We start from the raw sequence: 18401 nt of genomic DNA, 5'->3' as shown, positions 1-18401 counted from the left end.
GAGATCCGAATATGGCGCGAGCAGCCCTTCCTTCGCCCGATGTGCTACACGCGATCCTGCGCTATGATGCCACTACCGGGCGCCTATACTGGAAGCATCGCCCCCGTGAGTTCTTTCCCTCCGATAGCGGATACCGGACATGGAACGCCACATTTGCGGGACGCGAGGCGCTTAAGACCGCCGATAAGGATGGGTATTTGCGTGGGGCGCTGTTTTCGCGCCCAGTGAGTGCCCACTGGGTAATCTGGGCGATGCATAATGGCCGGTGGCCCGCCCAAGAAATTGACCACATCAACGGCAACCCCCAGGACAATCGGATAGAAAACCTGCGTGAGGCAACGCGTTCGCAAAACTCCCTTAATACCCGCGCAAGGGTTGGGTCGAAGGGTGTCTGCTGGAACAAGGCCCGCCGCAAATGGCAGGTGAGTATTTCTATCAACGGCAAGAATACCTACTTGGGCCTGTTTGACTGCAAAGAGGCGGCCCGAGCTGCCTACGCGAATGCTGCACGAATGCACCATGGCGCCTTCTTCAATGTGAAAGATGCACCGGAGGCGACATGCCAGGCGTAGACAGCAAGCACCCGCAATACACCGCCGCGCGGCAGGCCGACTGGCGGCTGATGCGCGATGCCATGGACGGCGAGAGCGCGGTCAAGGCGCGTGGCGAGACGTACCTGCCGAAACCGTCTGGCTATGCCGCTCTGAGCGACGGCGGGACCGCTGCCTATGACGCATACCGCAAGCGCGCTGAGTTCCCCGAGTTGGTCGCTCCGGCCGTCTCCGGCATGGCTGGGGTTGCTCACGCCAAAGAGATCAGCATCGAGCTGCCGACTGCACTGGAGTACCTCTGGGAGGACGCCAACGGCGACGGAATGCCGCTGGAGGAGTTTCATCGCCAGATCACGCGCGAGCTGCTGGTCTCCGGTCGCCATGCCGTGCTGGCAGATGCTCCGGCCGCCGGTGGCGAGCCGTACCTTGCCAGCTATGTCGGCGAGAGCCTGATCAACTGGGATCGGGATTTCTACGTCCTGGACGAAAGCGGCCCGGTTCGCGATGGGTTCGAGTGGGTCAATGAGACCCGCTTCCGCGTCCTGCGCCTTGATGATGGCCGCTATGTGCAAGAGGTCTACGGCAAAGACGCGAAGGCCATGGAAGGATGGGCGAGCCCGTCTGGCGCCGGTGGCGTTTCGCTCGATTTCATCCCGTTTGCCGTCGCCTCGGCGGTCGATCTGCGGCCCGATATTCGCACCCCGCCGCTGATCGGCGTGGCCCGCGCTGCGCTCTCGATCTACCAGCTCGACGCTGATTATCGGCACCAGCTGTACTGGTCCGGGCAGGAAACGCTGGTGGTGATCAACGGCGAGCCCCCAGAGGCTGTCGGTGCCGGGGCCTGCATCGCTCTCCAGGGCGGCGAAGATGCCACGCCTGATGTGAAATATGTCGGCCCGACCTGTGCCGGGATCGATGCCCACCTGAAAGCGATCGAGGACAAGCGCAGGGCAGCCGCCCATGCCGGCGCAAAGCTGCTGGAGCAAAGCGAGAAGGCGCAGGAGAGCGGCGAGGCCCGCAAGCTGCGCTTTCAGAGCGAGACCGCCACCCTGCAGAGCATCGTCCGCTCGGGCTGCGCGCTACTGGAGGCTGGCCTACGGTTCATTGCCCGCATGAAGGGCCTCGATCCGGCCAGCGTCACTGTGCCGGTGCCTGAGAGCCTGATGGACAGCACCCTGAGCCCGGCTGATGCCCAGGCGCTGATGGCGCTCTGGCTGGAGGGCGCGATCAGCTACGAGACCTATTACGAGAACCTGCAGCGCGGCGGCATCGCATCGCCCGAGCGCAAGGCAGAGGAGGAATTCGCCCTGGCCGAGAAGGAGCGCGAACGGCGCGAGCTTGGCGATGAAGGCGGAGACGACACCGGGGCCGATGGCCTCAAGCCCGGCGGCGAGGCCGCTTAACTCCACCCGAAAGGATCGAGCCGATGGCTCTTAAGACCGTTGTCGAAACTCTCGACGGCCTCGATGAGGCTGTGAAAGCCCTCTATGTCGAAAAGGACGGGAAGCACATTCTCGACCTCGACGGCATCGATACCCACCCGGAAGTCGCAAACCTGAAATCCGCCTATGAGCGGGTGAAGGCTGAAAAGGTCTCGCTCAAAACTGAGGCGGACAAAGCCAAGAATGATCTGGCCGAAGCGATGAAGGGCAAGCCCGATGAGGCAGCTCTGGTCGCTGAGCGCAATCGCTATGAGGCGACCATTGCCGAGCTGAATGGCAAGCTGAGCGATGCTCAGGGCAAGCTCTCTGGTGTGACGATTGATCAGGCACTGACTGCTGCGCTTGCTAAGGCTGGCGTGACAGATCCTGGCCTGCAGGCAGGCGCACTGGCGATCCACCGGGACAAGATCAAAATCGGCGATGATGGCGCCCTTTCCTTCGATACCCCAATGGGGCCGAAGGACGTGCCGGGCTTCATCACCGGCTGGGCAGGTGCTGAGGGTAAGTCGTTCGTCACTCCCCCTGCGGGCGGCGGATCGAAGGGCAGCGAGAGCCAGAACGGAGGCAAAGCAGCAGGCGATATGGGCGGCGACAAAGCAGCGCGCGTGGCAGCCCTGAAAGCCAAATTCCCCGATCTCACATAAGGAGCTTTGAGCCATGTCTCAGGCGCAAATGGTTGTGTTCAACCAGTATTTCATGCCCGCGATCATCGAGACGCTGGGCCAGGATATCCAGAAGTTCAACGCGGCTTCGGGCGGCACCATCGTGCTGTCGCCCGCTGGCTTCGATGGTGACTTCTTCCAGGAGAGCTTCTGGAAGGCCATCCACACTGCTCAGCGTCGTGTCGATCGCTATGCCGCCCAGGCTGCGGTCACTCCGACCGATCTGCAGCAGGGTTCCATCGCGTCGGTCAAGGTGGCCGGAGGCTTCGGCCCGATCCGCTTTGAGCCGGGTCAGATGACGTGGCTGCAAAAGCCGACTGCTGAGGGCATCGAGGTCGCATCGCGCAACTATGCCGAGGCACTGCTGCAGGATCAGATCAACACCGCGATTGCGGCGCTGGTGGCGGCCATCGGCAACAACTCGGCCATGGTCAACGATGTGTCGGCTACTGGCGTGCTGACCTATCGCGCTCTGAACGGCGCACATGCCAAGTTTGGCGACCGCTCGGCCGATATCGTCGCGAACGTCATGACCGGCGCGGCCTATCACTCGCTGATCGACCAGAACCTCGCCAACGGCCAGCATCTGTTCCAGGCTGGCGGCGTGACCGTGGTCGATATCCTCAACAAGCGGGTGGTCATCACTGATGCGCCGGCGCTGTCGGTCGCGGCAGTGCCGGGCGAGACGCCCGTACCCGCCAAGTCCCGCGCTCTCGGCCTCGTATCAGGCGCTGCCACGGTTTCTGATGCTGGTGACGTGATCACCAATATCGAGACCAAAAACGGCCAGACCCGCATCGAGACCACGATGCAGTCGGACTACACCTTCGGGCTGGGCCTGAAGGGTTACACCTGGGATGTCACCAATGGCGGCAAATCCCCGACCGACGCGGAACTCGCCACCGGCGGGAACTGGGACAAGGTGGCCACCGACAATAAGCACACCGCCGGTGTGCTGGCAGTCGGCCAAGCCTGATTTCTGCAGGAGGGGTGGGCGACTGCCCCTCTCACTGAAATCAGGAGGCTCCCCATGGACAGCGAAGAAGTCACCACCCAGAAGGTCATCTATGCGACCCATCCCCTGCGGCCCGAGCTGAAGCGTGAGGCCAATGCGAACGGCTGCAAAATCATCGATGCCGCCTTCGCCCCCAAGGGCGAGCGCATCATGGACGGGCAAACCGGCCTGCCCGTGGGTGAACCCACCCCGGATGCAGCCCTGACCGAGGCGCAGATCCGCCGGCTGAACAAAGCCGCGCTGATCGCCTTCCTCGCTACCAAAGTGGTCGATGCCCCGGCGGAAGCCACCAATGCAGACCTGATCGAGCTGGCCCTGCCGTTTGCGGTCCAGTCGGAGTGATCCCATGCTGAGTTTCACCGCCCCCGCCGTGACGCCCGCCGAGGCGCTGGCATACCTCACGGCAGGCGGTGCGACCGGCTGGCCATCGACGGAGACTGACCAAAAGACGGCCATCATTCGCGGCCAGCGCTATATCGCCGCTCGGTTCAACCAGCGCTGGTTGACCGAGTGGGCGAATGATGAGGCTCCCGAGGCTGTAAAATACGCGATCTGCGAGGCCGCTCTGGCCGAGGCGGTGAAACCCGGCTCGCTCTCGCCGGTCAGCACGCCCTCCACCGACAAGGTGCTGGTGCAGGCTGGCAAGCTGGCGTGGGAGCGCGTGAAGGGCGCAGGCGGTCCGGACGGCTATGTGCCGCGCCTGTCGATTGTCGAGGGGCTGCTGGCCGGGCTGGTGCGCAGCTCCACCGGCGGCGTGCATTTTCTGGCGAGGGCGTGACCATAATGGTGACGCCACCAAAATGGTGGGGAGATGAATGAGCAAGGTGATATCGCTCTTTAGCGCGGAGCCTCAGCTCTGGATCTGCGCATGCGGCTGCTCGACGTTCCGCCTCCTGTCAGACGGCACTGCCGTATGTGCGGCCTGTGACAAAGATCACGAGGGCATCGGCTCCGGCTGGCTGGATCGCTCGCAGGACAAAGTCACGGCTCACAAGCCTGATGAGACCTTCGAAGATGTGCAGGGCAATGGCTCGGTTGAATTCGCCCGGCAGCGGGTCGCGCAGCGCGCGAAAGAGCCCTCTGTGGCGCTGATAGTCGTGGCGCGTGATTGTGGCGGTATTTCCGCATGGTCCGCGGCAGAGACAGACGAGCAGATCGCATGGGCCGAGAGCAAGCTGCAGCAGGCAGCCGCCCTTATTGTGAGAAAAAGCGGGTGCGTCGATGAGTGAAGACTGGGGCCAGATCGCCGAAGAGGTCACCGCCGCGCTGGCTGAGGTCGGTTTCACCGCAACCCTGATCCGGCCAGGCGCGCCCACTGGGCCGAGCTATGACCCGCAGCCGGGCACGCCGACCACCCACACTGTCACGCTGATGCAGGACACCATCAGCCTCGGCCTGATCGACGGCACCGCGATCCGCGCCAGCGACAAGCTGGTGATGATGGCAGCTGACGGCACGGTGCCGACCACGGCCGACAAGATCACGCTGGGCGGCAAGGCCATGACCATCGTGCGGGTCGAGCCCTTCGCCCCCGGTGGCGTGGATCTGTTCTATGAAGTGCTGCTGAGGGCCTGACATGAACCTTCCTGACCACCTTGTGAGCGGTAAAGTGCCGCCCTGCCGCGTCTTTCTGGACGGTAGCGAGATTGCAAATGTGACTGAGGCCCATACCGGAGAGGGGTGGGTAATCTGCATGAAGCTCGGTGAGGACGGGGAGCCGCTTATACGCGGCGATGAATTCGAGACGGAGCGCCTCTGTGGCACGGTAACTGTCGAGTTGATCTGATGGTAACCCGCCTGCCGCGCGACATTCAAGATCAGCTCGATATCCTGGAGCCGCGCATCCGCGCAGCCTTCATCGCCTCTATCGAGAACGTCACCAGTGCGATCCGCATTGACGAGCTGATCGCGATGATCCGCGCGGGAGATATCGAAGGAGCCGTCGAGGCGCTGCGGCTTGAGCAGGGCTTCTTCGGGCCACTCGCGGACGCCCAACGCGAAACGTTCATGTCGGGCGGTGCGCTGGCTGCTACCAGCATTCCGGTGCGCGATCCGCTTACCGGTCGTCGCATCATTCTCGGCTTTGATGGCCGCCACGACCGCGCCGAGGAATGGCTGCGGGTGGCATCGTCGGACCTCATCACCGAAGTGATCGAGGACCAAAAGGAAATGGCCCGCGTGGTCCTGCGGCAGGCGCTCGAGATCGGCCAGCACCCGCGCGACACGGCCCGCGAAATCGTCGGTTTCGTCAATGCGGTGACCGGCAAGCGCGAGGGCGGCATTCTCGGCCTCGATGTGGCGCGGCGTGACGTGCATCTGGCCGTTATGGAGGGGATGAAGACCGCGAAGGGCGTGCGCGGCCTGGTCGTGGTCCCGCGCGGCGGTGGTGAGCCCTATGTGCGCTATACCAGCGTGAACCGGGCAACCGCGAACCGCATTCTGGCCGCTTATCATCGCGGTACCGCTGTAGCCCCGGCAGATATCGAGATCAGCCGCAAGCAGCTGTGGAATAAGCTCCTGAAGGACCGCGGCGACACGATTGGCCGGACCGAGAGCCTGAACGGGCTTCGCGCAGGGCGACACGAGGGCTTCATGCAGCTGGTCGAGCGGGGCAAGGTCCGTGACGATCAGATCGAAATCACATGGTCCGCCACCATGGATAGCCGGACCCGCGACAGCCACCGAGGCCTGAACGGCAAAAAGGTGCGGATCGGCGAGTTCTTTGAGCCGGCCCCCGGCGTGCGCCTGCAGTACCCGGGCGATCTGCGCCATAGCAGCGACCGGAAGGCGCTGGCGGCTGAGGTTATCCAGTGCCGCTGCTATGCCTCGTACAGAGTGAAAAACGACCTGCTGCGGGATGAGCCATGAAATCCTTTGCCGCACAGATGGCTGACCTAGCCGACAAAACTCTGGCACAGATCGAGGCGGTGACCGGTGCCGCCTCTCAGGAGCTTCTGGAGATCGCGCAAACCCCGGTCGCGCAGGGTGGCCGGATGCCGGTTGATGATGGCTTCCTGAGGGGCAGCCTTGCCACCGGCCTTAATGGAACGCTTGGGAAGCCCGACGTGAACAGCTACGAGCTTACCATCGCTGGCTTTGAGCTGGGCGACACCATCGAGGCGGTCTGGACGGCTGAATATGCCCGGGCCCGCCATTACAAGCCTGAGGACTTCGGCCAGGGCGGCGGCATGTGGCGCGATGCTGCTGCGGCTCAGTGGCAGGATCTGATCAACAAGCACGCTGCGAGGCTGAAATGACCGAACGCGCTCTTGAGACTGCCCTGCGCGCGCGTGCGTCGGCCCAAACCACAGGCCTGCCGGTGCGCTGGCCGGGCGACGATGCGCCGGTGGGAGACCACATCGAGTTTCGCCCCGTCCGCTATGGCCGGAGCGATCCCACCATCGCGGGCGGCAAGATCGAAAGCCGGGGCGCGCTGAACCTGCAGATCGTCATGCAGCGCGGTACCGGGGTTGCTGCTCGAGCGAATGGCCATGCCGACACTCTGGCCGCTCTGTTCCCATTCCCGGAGCGCATAAGCTTCCCGGGCGGGTGCATCCTGATCACCAAACCCGCAGACATTCGCGAGGGCTTCCTCAACCGTGACACGCATTGGTGCGTGCCGGTGATCGTGGATTACCTCGCCTCCTACTGAACCCCCGCAGCATCCGGCCCCGCCGGTTTCAACCGCCCCTCAGGGGGCTTTTCGCACATGGAGAAAATCATGGCGCTTTCCAAAGTGGCGGGCAGCAAGCTCTTTATCGGCGGCCGCGTTCCTTACAAATCCATCATCACGGCGTCTGACTTTTCGAGCCAGCAGTCGTGGCTTGAGGTCGATGGCTGGCAGCAGACCGGCGATCTCGGCGCAGAGCAGGAGACGATGACCCAGACGCTGATCAATCGTAACGTCACCATCTACGACAAAGGCGTGATCTCATTCCCGATCATGCAAAACGTCTTTGTTCCGATGCTGGATGATGCGGGCCAGATCGCGTTCCGCGCTGCCCAGAAGTCCTGCAAGCCCTTCGCCTTCAAGATCGAATGGGGTGCCGATTGCGCCGAGGAAGGCGTGGTTACGATCAGCAGCGCAACCCCCGGTGTTGTCACCTGGAACAACCACGGCCTGGTCGCCGGCACCCCTGTGGTGTTCGCAACCACCGGCGCCCTGCCCACCGGCCTGACGGCCGGCACGACCTATTATGTGGTCTCCTCGGGCCTCACGGCCAATGCCTTCAGTGTGGCGGCTACCCCGGGCGGCACGGCGATTGCCACCACCGCTGCTGGCTCCGGCACTCACACCGCCACGGCCAGCCCGGTGAACGAAACCGATATGTTCTTCGGCTTCGCAATGCGCGGCACGAAAACCGGCGGCGATGCCTCGGCCTCGCGGCTCCTGAACCTGCCGATCCAGCCCATCGCTGAAGCTGTCACCGTCTAAGAATTCGCCGCCTGTTCCCTCGGCGGCGGATACGGGGCTGGCGCGTCGGGGTTTCCGCGCCGGCCCCACCCATGAACCCCCTGAGACCCGGAGAAATGACATGGATATTCAGAGCCTCAAGAAAGACGTTGCCGCCTCGACCGAAGGTCAGTGGGTTGGTGATATCCCCGAGATGGGCCAGCTGCGCCTGCGCGTTCGTGGCGAGAACAGCCCGAAGGTTGCAGCGCTGCGCGCCCGCAAGCTGCGCGCCGTTCCGAAGGATAAACGCGGCCGCGACGGCATGCCGATCTATGAGGAGGTGCTGCGCGTCACCACCGAAGTGCTGCACGAGGTTGTGCTGCTCGACTGGGATGGCCTGACCAATGGCGGCAAGCCGGTGAAATATGATCCCGAACTGGCAAAGCAGTGGATCACCGATCCCGATTTTCAGGACTTCGCGGATGCCGTGGCCTGGGCGTCGAAGATCGTGGCGAACGGGCAGGCTGATCAGGTCGAGGAAGCCGCGGGAAACTAACCGCGGCGCTGCGGTGGGCGCTTGAGGAAGAAGCGCAGGCCGAGATCCGGCGCAAGCGGTTTGAAGAGCGGGGAAAGCCTATCCCCGCTCACCTCTGGCCGCCGGAGATCCTGCCCGGCTATGAGGATTGGTTTGCGGCCTTCTTTGAGTTGAGCACAGATCGCCCAACCAGTGACCATGGCTCAGGCCCCATCCCGGCAGGCTCGATCGCTCGCCACTGCATCGGCTGGCCAGAGGATGAGCAGGAAGCCTTCCGCACCTGCGTCCGGGCCATGGACGCAGCCTGGCTTAAATCTCAGCGCAACGAGCCGGATCTGCCGGAGAGCGACAACCCCGCCCGCGATGCGTTCCGGGTAGGCATGGGCAAAGGACCGACGAAATGACCGATATCGCTGTTCTCGGCCTGCGCATCAAAAGCGAAGAGGCACTCAAGGCCGCCAATGATCTCGGCGTCCTGACTGTTGCGGCCGAGAAGACCGAGAAGGCGACGGACCGGCTGGCCCCCGCGAGCAAGAAAGCTGGCGACGGCATCAAGAAGGTGGGCGACGAAAGCCGCTCCACCGAAGGGGCGTTGCACTCGCTGGCCAGCCGCGTAGGCACTGTGGCTGGGGCACTGGTGGCTATGGCGACGGCGGCCTTGTCTGTCGGGGCTTATGTGAAGCTCGCAGACAGCTGGTCGGACCTGCGCAGCCAGCTCGGCGCGGCTATCGGTGACATGGGCTCAGCCAGCGGCATGATGCAGCGCATGGTCGATATCGCGAATGCCTCCTATTCGCCGCTCGATCAGACCGTTCAGGTCTATGCCCGCAACGTCTCGGTGCTGCGCGATCTGGGCAAGACAGCTGACCAGGCTGCAGATTTCACCGAGAGCCTCAACCACATGCTGGTCATCACGGCCACGAAGGGGGAGCGCGCGGCCTCGGTGCAGAACGCGCTTTCCAAGGCGATGGCGGTCGGGAAGCTGCAAGCTGATGGGCTGGAGACTGTTCTTGCCAATTCTACGAGCGTTTCTGAGGCCTTGGCAAACGAACTTGGCACCACTGTATCCGGCCTGCGCGATATGGCATCACAAGGCAAAATAACCGGGCAAGTCATTGCAGATGCAATCATTAAGCCGCTGGAGGATGTTCGGTCGGTTGCCGGGGAAATGGACACTACGGTGTCTGATGGCTTCATGAAGATCGGCAATGCGATGCAAGCGCTGGTCGGCAATTTCGATCAGGCGACCGGGGCGTCGAAGTGGTTTGCGACACAGCTCGATGATTTGTCGAAATGGATCACCCTGCTTTCGCAGACTGATTTCGCAGGCTGGATGGAGGCCGCTGCCGGTGCCGCCACGGTCCTCGGGCAGGCGATCCTCATCCTCGCCGCGACCCGAATTCCTGTCGCCATCGCGGCGCTGGTGACGTTCAATTACACCAGCGCCGCGACCACTGCTGCCATGGCAATTCAGGCCACAGGCGCGCGGGCTCTCGGTGCCGCAATGGCCTTGGCTGGCGGGCCGATTGGTCTTCTGGTCGCGGGCGCTGCGGCTCTGGGCGTGGCCCTCTACAACACACGCAGTCAGATCGACGCGGTGCGCGACAGTCTGAACACGATGCACGACGCGCAGATCGACCTCGATGCAGCGATGGAGACCTTCTATCGCGAGCGCACCCAGCAGGCCCTGACCTCGTGGCAGACCATGGCTGAGGCTCAGGTCGGCATGGTGCAGGCCTCCCTTGAGGCAGCCAAGCAAGAGCTGGCAAACGCCGAATTCTACACCAACTTCTTCGGGATCAGCCTTTGGGAGACCGACCGGATGGCCGAGGCCTCGGCGGCTATCGCTCAGCTTGAGGCAGGGCTGGACCGGGCAAAGGCTTCGCAGGAGGCTGCAGCAGTGGCCGCGAAGGATTTCGCTGCCAACACGGTCGTGGCCGCGAATGGCGTGGTCATGCTCACCGCTGAACAGGAGAAGGCTGTCCTGCAGGCTCAGGCGATGGAGCAAAGCTATCGCGACCGGGCCGCCCTCGCGCAGACCGAAGCCCAGTACGGCCGCGACAGCGCTCAATACATGGCTGAGCAGCTCAGCCAGGAGCGCGCGATCCAGCACGCGAAGATCAACTCGCTGGATATCAGCAACCAGCAGAAAACCGCCCTGCGCGCCCAGTATGACGAGATGATGCGCATCGAGGCTCGCACGCAAGGCTGGAAGGTGGAGCTCGGAAAGCTGCCCCCGCCGCTGCAATCCGCCTATGACTGGCTGGTGAAAATCCGCGACGCCCAGCCGGGCGAGGGCTGGCTCTCAACGGCAATAGGCAAGGCTGCCGCGCTGGCGACCGAGCTTTGGGATGCGGTCCGCGCCAAGGGCGCACTGAGCGCGACGGCGGTCGATGATGCTGAAAACCCGGTTGTGCCCGGCTTGTCGCGCGGTATCCGCCCGCAGCAGCCTGGCGTGGACAGCTATGGCGACTGGCTCGGGGCAGGGTCGAGCGGCGGCGGGGGTGGCGGGGCCTCTGACCAGTTTGGCGGCAACCTTCAGAGCCTCATTGAAAGCCTGGAGACCGAGCAGGCGACAGTCGATGCCTGGTACGAAAGCAGCAAAACGATCCTATTTGATCGCCGAGCCGAGGAAATCCTCGGTATCGAAGCGCACAATGCCGCCAAGGTCGCTCTGGAGGAGGAATACCAGCGCCGCTTGCGTGAGATTACCGATGCCGAGCGCCACACCCGTTTCACCGAAATGTCTGACATGTTCTCTGGGTTGGCATCTATCGCCGCTGCAGGCGGAAACAAGATGCTGAAGACCCAGGCTGTCCTGTCGTCAGCCGCAACAATGATCGCAGGCTATGAGGCCGCCATGAAGGCTGCTGCGGAAGCGAAGACCATTCCTGGGCGGATCGCAGCCTATGTCAAATTCGTCGGAATGGCTGCTGGTGCTGCAGCCCAGATCAGCAAGATCGGCGGGGCAGGTGGCGGTAGCGCCGGAGGGGGCGGGGCCACCGCTGCCCCGGCCGCTGCCGCAGCGCCGGAAACCCCACTGCGGGTCAGCGCCGATGCCTTTGACACGAACCAGCTCTATACCGGCGAGGCCGTGCAGAAGTGGTTCGATGCCATCCAGAAAGAGGCTGGAAACCGTGGTATTCAGTGGGTACCGGTGTGAGAACTAGGGCTTGGCACCGTCAGGAACACTGATCTCCCCTTTGTAGCAGGCAACGGTCATCTTGTCCCGGAACTCGGCGACGGAACGGTCTTTCTGCGCCTGCGTTTGGAAGCGCGGAGTATCATAGGCGGCTATAATAATCTCAGAGAAATGCTCCCCAAGATTGCCCATTATATCGGTCATAGGCACACCAACCTGATGACTTTTCATAACAAGTTCAGCGACCAAGCTTATCGTGTCGCAATCTCCTTTGGAATTCGCTGAGGCAGCTGGCGGCAGCGCCAATGCAGCAACCAAAGCAAATGCAGCAAAAATTCTCATGAAATATCCCTCTGATTGAATGGCGGTGAGCCCATGATCCACATTGAGCCATCTGCCACAGCAGTCAACGCCAGCGCGATCTCATATCGCAATGTTCTTGCGGAAGGCACGCTGCTCTGGACAAACCAGACCGCAGACGGCTTCGCGGCAAATGCCCTGGGCCCGCAGACCTATGACGCATGGGTGCCATCTGCGCTTCCCGCCGCCATCAGCTCGCTGCTGCCCGAGCCTGTCGAATGCGACTGCGCGGCTATCATCGCCCACACGCTGGGCAGCGCTGGAGCCACGATCATGATCCAGGCCAGCGCCACCGGCAGCTCATGGGTCACGCTATCGACCCTCACGCCTGAGGATGATCGCGATATCTTCGTGCTGTTCTCTGCAGAACAGGCCTATCCGCGCTGGCGCATCCTGATCACCGGCACCACGCCGCCATCCATTGGCATCGCGTGGATCGGGCCGCGCATGCTGATACCGGGCGGTGTGCAGGCGGGCTATGTGCCGCTGAATATGGCGCTCGATGTTGAGCTGTCGCCCTCGATCACGGTCAAAGGCCAGTATGTCGGGGCTTATACCAAGCGGACCGGCGGCGGCACCTCGATCCCGCTGGCCACCCAGGACCGCGAATGGCTGCGCTATGACGCGCCGGAATTCATCGCCCATTACAACGCGGGCAAGCCTTTCCTCTGGATGAGCTGTCCCGATGAGTTGCCCGAGGATGCCCACTATTGCTGGCGCGATGGCAACACGCTGGCTGCGAGCTTTGGCGCCGGGGCCCGCCGCGGCGATCTGACCATGCAGGTGTCGGCCTATGTCTCGTGAGCCCTTTATCTGGATCGAGATCGATGTGGACGGATGCTCGCGCAGTTTCGGCGTGGGGTCCTGCACGGCAACACTGGCCGGGACCGTGGATCGCAAGTGCTTCCGCACCTATGAGACCTGCAAGCTGCGCTCGGCGTTCCAGCACCTGAAGACCTTCCGCACCCTGCGCTACTGTCAGCCCCGGTCAAACACCCCGAAGGGCGCGACATGGTTCCCGGTGATGCAGGGGCAGCCGAGCGAGCAATCCGCCACGGTCAATATCGCTGGCTCTGACAGTGACCTGTCAGCCTTTGGCCGGCGCGCGACCGTATCGGTGACCCTGACCGACTTTCCGGATCACGACCGCTTCATGGACCCCTATCAGGCAGAGCGCGTTTCTGGCGCGGCTCAACTCAGTGGCATCGGATACGACCCGCGCGCCCGGGGCACTCATTTCGGCAAGCTGAAGGCCCGCTGGCCCTATTACGCTGGACGCCCCCTGCGCGTGAAGCATGGCTATCTGGTCGATGGCGTTCCGACCGGCGTCACGACCCGAGATTACATCATCACCAATATCGATGGGCCGGACGACAGCGGCAAGGTGACGATCAGCGGCAGCGATGTGCTCGACCTCGCCGACGATAAGCGCACCCGGGTGCCTAAGGCGTCCAGCGGCAAGCTTCTGGCAGACATTGAGGCAAACACCACGGTCCTGACCCTCACCCCCGAGGGCATCGGCGATCTGGAATATGAGACGGCAGGCCGGGCCCGGATCGGCTCTGAGCTGGTCGATTACACCCGGAGCGGTGATGTTTTCACCCTGACCGCGCGCGGCGTGAACCGCACCACGGCTGCCGCCCACAAGGCGCTCTCCACCTTCCAGCGCGTCAAGCGCTATGTCGGCGCGCGCGCTGATGATGTGATTGCCGATCTGCTGACTGAGGCGGGAGTGGCGGCGTCGTATCTCCCCTTGCCTGCCTGGAAAGCAGAGGTTGATCGCTGGCTCAGTGGCACCCGCATCACGCGCGACATCACCGAGCCGACCGGCATCAAGGCGCTCATGTCCTCAATCGTGCCGCTCGGCTTCAGTCTCTGGTGGGAGGCTGCGGACAAGCAGATCCGACTCAAGGCTAACCGCCCCGTGGATGGAGATCAGATCTGGGATCTGAGCGACCGCAACACCAACCTGTCAGTGTCGATCGATGAGGACGACAAGCAGCGCGCCGCCGCTGTGCTGTTCTGGACTGTTCAGAAAGACCCTACGAAATCGGCCACCAGCTCGGAGAACTATGCCCGCACATGGGCCGCTGGCGACCCTTCAGCGCTGGAGAACTGGCGCTATGGCTCTGGCGCGATCAAGAATTTCCTCTGCCCCTGGCTGGAAAACGGGGCTGACGCTGTTGTCCGGGTCGCCGCACACCGGTTGCTGCGCCGATTTGAAAAGACCCCGAAGAAAGTCACTGTGGAGCTGGATGCGGCGAAGTTTGCGGGAATTCGCCTCACGGATGTGATCCGGGTCACCAGCCATGGCCTGCAGGATGATACCGGTCAGACCCCGGCCGCGCTCTACCAGGTGATCAGTCGCAGCGAGCCGAAGCCGGGCGAGCGTATCAAAATCGTTGCTCAGTCCTATCAGTTCGATGGCCGGTTCGGATTTGCCACAGCTAACGACAGCCCGGGCTATTTGGGCGCCACCCAGGCTCAGCGCGACCCGGGCATGTTCGCCGCTGACCCGACCACGAAACTCATGCCGAACGGCGACCCACCTTATGAGGCAATCTGATGAGCTTTCCACCTACTGACTGGGGCGGCTGGACCCCTGAGGAATATGAGGTTGGCGCAGCTGCCACCTCGGGCCACTTTGAGCGCTGGTTCCGCAACGTGGTTGCGCTCGCCCAAGGCGCCCCCAATGCCCCCAGGATCACCGGAGAAGCCTTAGCCACAGACAATGAGGGGCTGGAGGTTCTGGCAGTCGTCGCCAGCGATGCTCATGAGATTGCCTATGGGGCGCGGCCCGTCGCGGGAGTCTCTTCGACCTCATCAACCAGCTTTGTCATGGCTAAACGCTGGACGATCAAAACCTTCTCTGGATCGGTCCGGCTTAAATTTCAACATGCAGGCAGCACATCATCTGGCACCGCCACGGTGTATTCGCGCGTTATGATCAATGGCGCGGAAGTTGCAGCATGGACCGTCAGTACTGGAGGAGCAGGGGCGAATCGTTCGGTGGACCTGGACATTGATCCTGATGACGTAATTGAGCTGCAGACACGGGTTTCAGGATCCGCTGCCACAGGCTCGACGAGCGATATCATTCTTTCGGCATCCAACGCTTACACCCCGGTCAGCGCATACAGGAGGGCTGCCCTGTGAACTATTGGGCGAACGACGAGCGCACCGCCGTCATTGAGGTGATCGGCCCCCATGTCCGGGTCTTGCGGCGCGGTGCGGTTTTTGACGCGGCTGTGGCTGCTGGCCCTCTGCCGCGAGTGGCTGATCTTTCAGAGATCCTGCCGGGCCAGCAGGTGGAACCGCAGCCGGTCCCGGCGGTCATCTCCCCATATCAGGCGCACATGGCGCTGCTCGATGCCGGCCTGCTCGCAGATGCTGAGCTTGCCGTTGCCGCATTCGGCCCCGCCGCGGTCATCGCCTGGGACAAGGCCACCGAATGGCGGCGCGACAGCCCGACCATCGCGGCCATTGCCGAGGCCCTCGATCTGACCTCCGATCAAGTGGACGACCTCTTTCGGGCCGCCGCGCTGATCACAGCCTGATCCCCCCGACATTTCACCGATCCCGCCCGCCTCGTGCGGGCCTTTTGCATTTGGAGCGACCGCATGGCTCTGACGAAATCGATCATCACCGGGCGCGTGGTGCTGCCGACCGATGCGCCGGCCAAAGCAGCCGAGGTGACATTCACGCTCTCCGGCTTTGATACGGAAGGCGCTGACGTGGTGCTGCCAGCAACAGAGCGAGCGCCCCTCAAGCAGGATGGGTCTCTGCCGGACGACTTCGGCCTGTGGCCCAATATCGAGGGCCTGCGCGGAACGAGCTATAGGGCCACAGCGCGATGGACCGAGGTGTGCCGCAGCCAGGGCACTATCCCTCGGGATGCGGTGCTGGGTGACTTCGTAATCGGTGATCAGCCGAGCTACGCCTTGCCGGATCTGTTGCTGATCAAGCCGCCGCCCGGCCTCGCCGCAACTGTGGTGCTGACACAGGCGCAGTATGACGCTCTGACGCCGCCTGATCCTGCAAACCTCTATCTGGTGGTGCAGGCATGATCCCGCCCCATGTATCCGCCGCTCTCATCGGCGCGCAGCCTCTGTCCCGGATTTATCGCGGCGAGGCGCTCCTATGGGACTGGTCGCCGGCCAGGCTGTTTGCCGGCGGGCAGCCGGGTCACTGGTCGGGCGGATACGCCCCCACTTTCACAGGCAACCCTTGATCGACGGAGAACGCTATGTCCGATCCCTTCCGCTCGCATGCCGTTGGCCGCACTGCGCCCGGCATGCGCCACCGCACGATCACGCCCAGCGATACGATTGACCTGGCCGTGTCCGGCGAGCGTCCGCGCGTGATTATGTGCCAGGCTGCCGGTAGCGTCGCACTGGTCGATGATGCTGGTACGGTGATCAGCTACACCATGGCCGCCGGTCAGATCCTGCCGTTCTCGCCGCGGCGGATCAATGCGACCGGCACCACGGCAATCGTCGTGGGGTGGTGGTGATGCTGGGGCTCATGCTTTCCCTGACTTCTGCGGGGCTGATTGGCGCCGCATGGAGCCCTGCCGCGCTTTTTTCGATGGGGCAGGCCGGGCACTGGTCGGGCGGATACGGAGTTTCATCATGACCCACATGTTTCAAGACGCGGCTGGCACTATCCCTGCAACCCTGCCGGGTCAGCCGGTCGGACTGATCAGGCGGGCGGCTGGGACTGTTGACGCCAGCCAGGCCACGGCCCTGTCGCGGCCGACGCTGGTGAGGTGGCCGAAGGGCGGGCGGCGGAACGTGGCTATAAACACAACCTTAAGCGCGGTATCTTCGGGGGTGGCTACCCCCGTGGCGGAAGACCCCGGGTGGTTTAGCGTTTCCCTGCCTTCACATGGGGCACGCGTCGCAACGATTAGTGCGTCCATTACGCCCGGAACTACGGTTACTGGGTCGGCGCTCATAGATACCAATACACCTTTTGATGTAAACATAGAGTTTTCTGTAGGAGTATTTGGGTCATACAGAGCCTCGGTCCGAGTATATGTCCCCGTTCCCGGGCAAGCCCCCATTATCACATCCCCGAGTACGTCTGCCGCCTATTTCTCTATGCCTTCCTACAGAGTTACGCACGTTTCCGGGAGCATTTGGCGCATAGAGTTGACCACGACTTTGACCTTTACCGAGGCCTTGAGCACTGTGGTACAGTTCTGGCGTCAAGGAGTTTCCCCCGGGCAAATATTGGCTGGTTTTTTACAGCTTGAAATTGGGGGGATGGCCACGCGTGGGCAGTTAGTCACGTCTGCAAACGATGTGACCGAACCGGGCGTTCCGGACGTTTGGCACCTGTTCAACGATGGCGGCGACAGCCTCCCGGTCACGCTTCCCACCGGAACATACGGTCGCGCTTTTGTCGATCATCTCGGCGCGGTGACGGTGGATACAGTGGTCAACCCTGTCAACGCGCTGATGACCACCCGTCAAGCCGACATGATCCTGCGTCAGGGCGCGTTTTCGGCGGCAGAAATTGCCAGCATTACCGCTTATTGGGAGGCGCGTTATAAATGATCAGGATCACCATTGCCTGCCCGGTGGCGCATCTGGCGGATGCCTCCCAATTCGCCCGCGCTACTGGATATGGCCCTGCAGATGAGCAGACTTTCCACGATGGGGCGCTGATGCAAGGCGGTGATGGCGCGCTCTACCGCGTTGCGTCTGGGATGGTCGCTGATGGCTATGCGGAGGCTGCCCTCGCTCCCCTGCATGAGCCGGAATGGGGCGCTGACATGGAAGCGGCCACCCGAGCACAGGCGCTGGTCGCGGTCTGGCAGCCGACCGAGTTGGAGGCAGAGCCCTACGCCATGCCAGATCGCATCGCGGTTGTGATCGGTGGCGATGTGACCGCGGCGCTGGTCGTTCTTGGGGTCAGCCTTCCCGCCTGACGACTGGCTCACCGCACCATCTCAGCCCGCCTCGCGCGGGCTTTTTCATGCGCAGGAGGCGCTATGGCTCTCAAATATGACGGCACGATCAACGCGGGCCATTTCCTCACAGCCGGGGCGATGTTTGTCTCAGCCCTCTGCGCGGTGATCTGGATCCAGGCCGATCTGCGCAAGCTCGCGGCGGACCAGCAGCGGATCGAGGCTTTCTTCGCCACCGAGGTCGCAGCTATCCGGTCTGATGCCGCCGGGCGTGAGGGCCGCCTGCGCACCGCCGAGCTGACCATCGCGGGGCAGGCGTCCGATCTGCGGTCCATTTCTGCAACCCTATCCCGGATCGAGCGGCTGCTGGAGACGAAGTAAAAACGC

General features: G+C 63.0%; 25 protein-coding genes. 24 read left to right on the top strand and 1 reads right to left on the bottom strand.

The features are described 5' to 3' along the window. The first annotated feature begins 11 nt into the window (after nt 1-11). The 15 genes from H0485_RS17530 (at nt 12) to H0485_RS17465 (ending at nt 11761) form a co-directional block, all read left to right on the top strand. Nucleotides 12-572 carry an HNH endonuclease signature motif containing protein gene (locus tag H0485_RS17530; RefSeq protein ID WP_226937241.1) on the top strand — a complete coding sequence of 187 codons (561 nt, stop codon included), beginning with the start codon at nt 12-14 and terminating at the stop codon, nt 570-572. Continuing rightward, nucleotides 560-1954 carry a DUF4055 domain-containing protein gene (locus H0485_RS17525; RefSeq protein ID WP_226937240.1) on the top strand — a complete coding sequence of 465 codons (1395 nt, stop codon included), beginning with the start codon at nt 560-562 and terminating at the stop codon, nt 1952-1954. The genes H0485_RS17530 and H0485_RS17525 overlap by 13 nt, the downstream gene beginning before the upstream one ends. Before the next feature lie 23 nt (nt 1955-1977). Beyond that, nucleotides 1978-2637: a phage scaffolding protein gene (locus H0485_RS17520; RefSeq protein WP_226937239.1), complete on the top strand. Its 660-nt coding sequence runs from the start codon at nt 1978-1980 to the stop codon at nt 2635-2637. A 13-nt stretch (nt 2638-2650) separates the two neighbouring features. Further along, nucleotides 2651-3631: a major capsid protein gene (locus H0485_RS17515; protein WP_226937238.1), complete on the top strand. Its 981-nt coding sequence runs from the start codon at nt 2651-2653 to the stop codon at nt 3629-3631. A gap of 54 nt (nt 3632-3685) precedes the next feature. Further along, on the top strand, nt 3686-4012 hold the full coding sequence (locus tag H0485_RS17510; RefSeq protein WP_226937237.1) for a hypothetical protein: 327 nt from the start codon (nt 3686-3688) through the stop codon (nt 4010-4012). A gap of 4 nt (nt 4013-4016) precedes the next feature. Then, on the top strand, nt 4017-4448 hold the full coding sequence (locus H0485_RS17505; RefSeq protein ID WP_226937236.1) for a hypothetical protein: 432 nt from the start codon (nt 4017-4019) through the stop codon (nt 4446-4448). 37 nt (nt 4449-4485) lie between these two features. After that, nucleotides 4486-4899, top strand: a complete 414-nt coding sequence (locus tag H0485_RS17500) for a hypothetical protein (protein WP_226937235.1) — start codon at nt 4486-4488, stop codon at nt 4897-4899. Further along, nucleotides 4892-5245: a hypothetical protein gene (locus H0485_RS17495; RefSeq protein WP_226937234.1), complete on the top strand. Its 354-nt coding sequence runs from the start codon at nt 4892-4894 to the stop codon at nt 5243-5245. Before H0485_RS17500 ends, H0485_RS17495 begins: the two co-directional genes overlap by 8 nt. Nucleotides 5246-5455: 210 nt before the next feature. Then, the gene (locus tag H0485_RS17490) at nt 5456-6538 is read left to right on the top strand and encodes a phage minor head protein (protein ID WP_226937233.1); all 1083 of its coding nucleotides are present in this window, start codon (nt 5456-5458) and stop codon (nt 6536-6538) included. Then, entirely contained in the window at nt 6535-6927 is a 393-nt protein-coding gene (locus tag H0485_RS17485) for a hypothetical protein (RefSeq protein ID WP_226937232.1), read from the top strand. Before H0485_RS17490 ends, H0485_RS17485 begins: the two co-directional genes overlap by 4 nt. Then, nucleotides 6924-7322, top strand: a complete 399-nt coding sequence (locus tag H0485_RS17480; protein WP_226937231.1) for a phage tail terminator-like protein — start codon at nt 6924-6926, stop codon at nt 7320-7322. The genes H0485_RS17485 and H0485_RS17480 overlap by 4 nt, the downstream gene beginning before the upstream one ends. A 69-nt stretch (nt 7323-7391) precedes the next feature. After that, the gene (locus H0485_RS17475) at nt 7392-8105 is read left to right on the top strand and encodes a hypothetical protein (protein WP_226937230.1); all 714 of its coding nucleotides are present in this window, start codon (nt 7392-7394) and stop codon (nt 8103-8105) included. A 100-nt stretch (nt 8106-8205) separates the two neighbouring features. Next, a complete protein-coding gene (locus tag H0485_RS17470; protein ID WP_226937229.1) occupies nt 8206-8619 on the top strand; it encodes a phage-derived protein YdaY family protein in 414 nt (137 codons plus the stop codon). 8 nt (nt 8620-8627) lie between these two features. Next, nucleotides 8628-9002, top strand: coding sequence for a phage tail assembly chaperone (locus H0485_RS22030; protein WP_435531518.1), 375 nt, complete (start codon nt 8628-8630; stop codon nt 9000-9002). Beyond that, nucleotides 8999-11761, top strand: coding sequence for a tape measure protein (locus H0485_RS17465; protein ID WP_226937228.1), 2763 nt, complete (start codon nt 8999-9001; stop codon nt 11759-11761). Before H0485_RS22030 ends, H0485_RS17465 begins: the two co-directional genes overlap by 4 nt. A gap of 3 nt (nt 11762-11764) precedes the next feature. Here H0485_RS17465 and H0485_RS17460 read toward each other — a convergent pair whose 3' ends face one another. After that, nucleotides 11765-12082 carry a hypothetical protein gene (locus tag H0485_RS17460; RefSeq protein WP_226937227.1) on the bottom strand — a complete coding sequence of 106 codons (318 nt, stop codon included), beginning with the start codon at nt 12080-12082 and terminating at the stop codon, nt 11765-11767. A 33-nt stretch (nt 12083-12115) separates the two neighbouring features. Here H0485_RS17460 and H0485_RS17455 point away from each other — a divergent pair, with 33 nt between their 5' ends. From H0485_RS17455 to H0485_RS17415, 9 genes are all read left to right on the top strand, one after another. Further along, nucleotides 12116-12904, top strand: coding sequence for a hypothetical protein (locus tag H0485_RS17455; RefSeq protein ID WP_226937226.1), 789 nt, complete (start codon nt 12116-12118; stop codon nt 12902-12904). After that, complete coding sequence (locus tag H0485_RS17450) at nt 12894-14666, top strand: hypothetical protein (protein WP_226937225.1); 1773 nt, start codon at nt 12894-12896, stop codon at nt 14664-14666. The genes H0485_RS17455 and H0485_RS17450 overlap by 11 nt, the downstream gene beginning before the upstream one ends. Next, a complete protein-coding gene (locus H0485_RS17445; RefSeq protein ID WP_226937224.1) occupies nt 14666-15256 on the top strand; it encodes a hypothetical protein in 591 nt (196 codons plus the stop codon). Before H0485_RS17450 ends, H0485_RS17445 begins: the two co-directional genes overlap by 1 nt. Next, on the top strand, nt 15253-15657 hold the full coding sequence (locus H0485_RS17440) for a hypothetical protein (protein WP_226937223.1): 405 nt from the start codon (nt 15253-15255) through the stop codon (nt 15655-15657). Before H0485_RS17445 ends, H0485_RS17440 begins: the two co-directional genes overlap by 4 nt. A gap of 63 nt (nt 15658-15720) precedes the next feature. Then, nucleotides 15721-16167: a phage upper tail fiber protein gene (locus H0485_RS17435; protein WP_226937222.1), complete on the top strand. Its 447-nt coding sequence runs from the start codon at nt 15721-15723 to the stop codon at nt 16165-16167. 179 nt (nt 16168-16346) lie between these two features. Next, entirely contained in the window at nt 16347-16613 is a 267-nt protein-coding gene (locus H0485_RS17430) for a spike base protein, RCAP_Rcc01079 family (protein ID WP_226937221.1), read from the top strand. A 640-nt stretch (nt 16614-17253) separates the two neighbouring features. Continuing rightward, entirely contained in the window at nt 17254-17661 is a 408-nt protein-coding gene (locus H0485_RS17425; RefSeq protein WP_226937220.1) for a hypothetical protein, read from the top strand. Beyond that, the gene (locus tag H0485_RS17420; RefSeq protein ID WP_226937219.1) at nt 17658-18035 is read left to right on the top strand and encodes a hypothetical protein; all 378 of its coding nucleotides are present in this window, start codon (nt 17658-17660) and stop codon (nt 18033-18035) included. The genes H0485_RS17425 and H0485_RS17420 overlap by 4 nt, the downstream gene beginning before the upstream one ends. A gap of 63 nt (nt 18036-18098) precedes the next feature. Then, nucleotides 18099-18395, top strand: a complete 297-nt coding sequence (locus H0485_RS17415; RefSeq protein WP_226937218.1) for a hypothetical protein — start codon at nt 18099-18101, stop codon at nt 18393-18395. The last annotated feature ends 6 nt before the right edge of the window (nt 18396-18401 follow it).

Origin of the sequence: Pseudogemmobacter faecipullorum (assembly GCF_020539525.1) — a bacterium.
GTDB classification, from domain to species: Bacteria; Pseudomonadota; Alphaproteobacteria; order Rhodobacterales; family Rhodobacteraceae; genus Pseudogemmobacter; species Pseudogemmobacter faecipullorum.
This window is presented reverse-complemented; position numbering and strand designations above follow the sequence as displayed.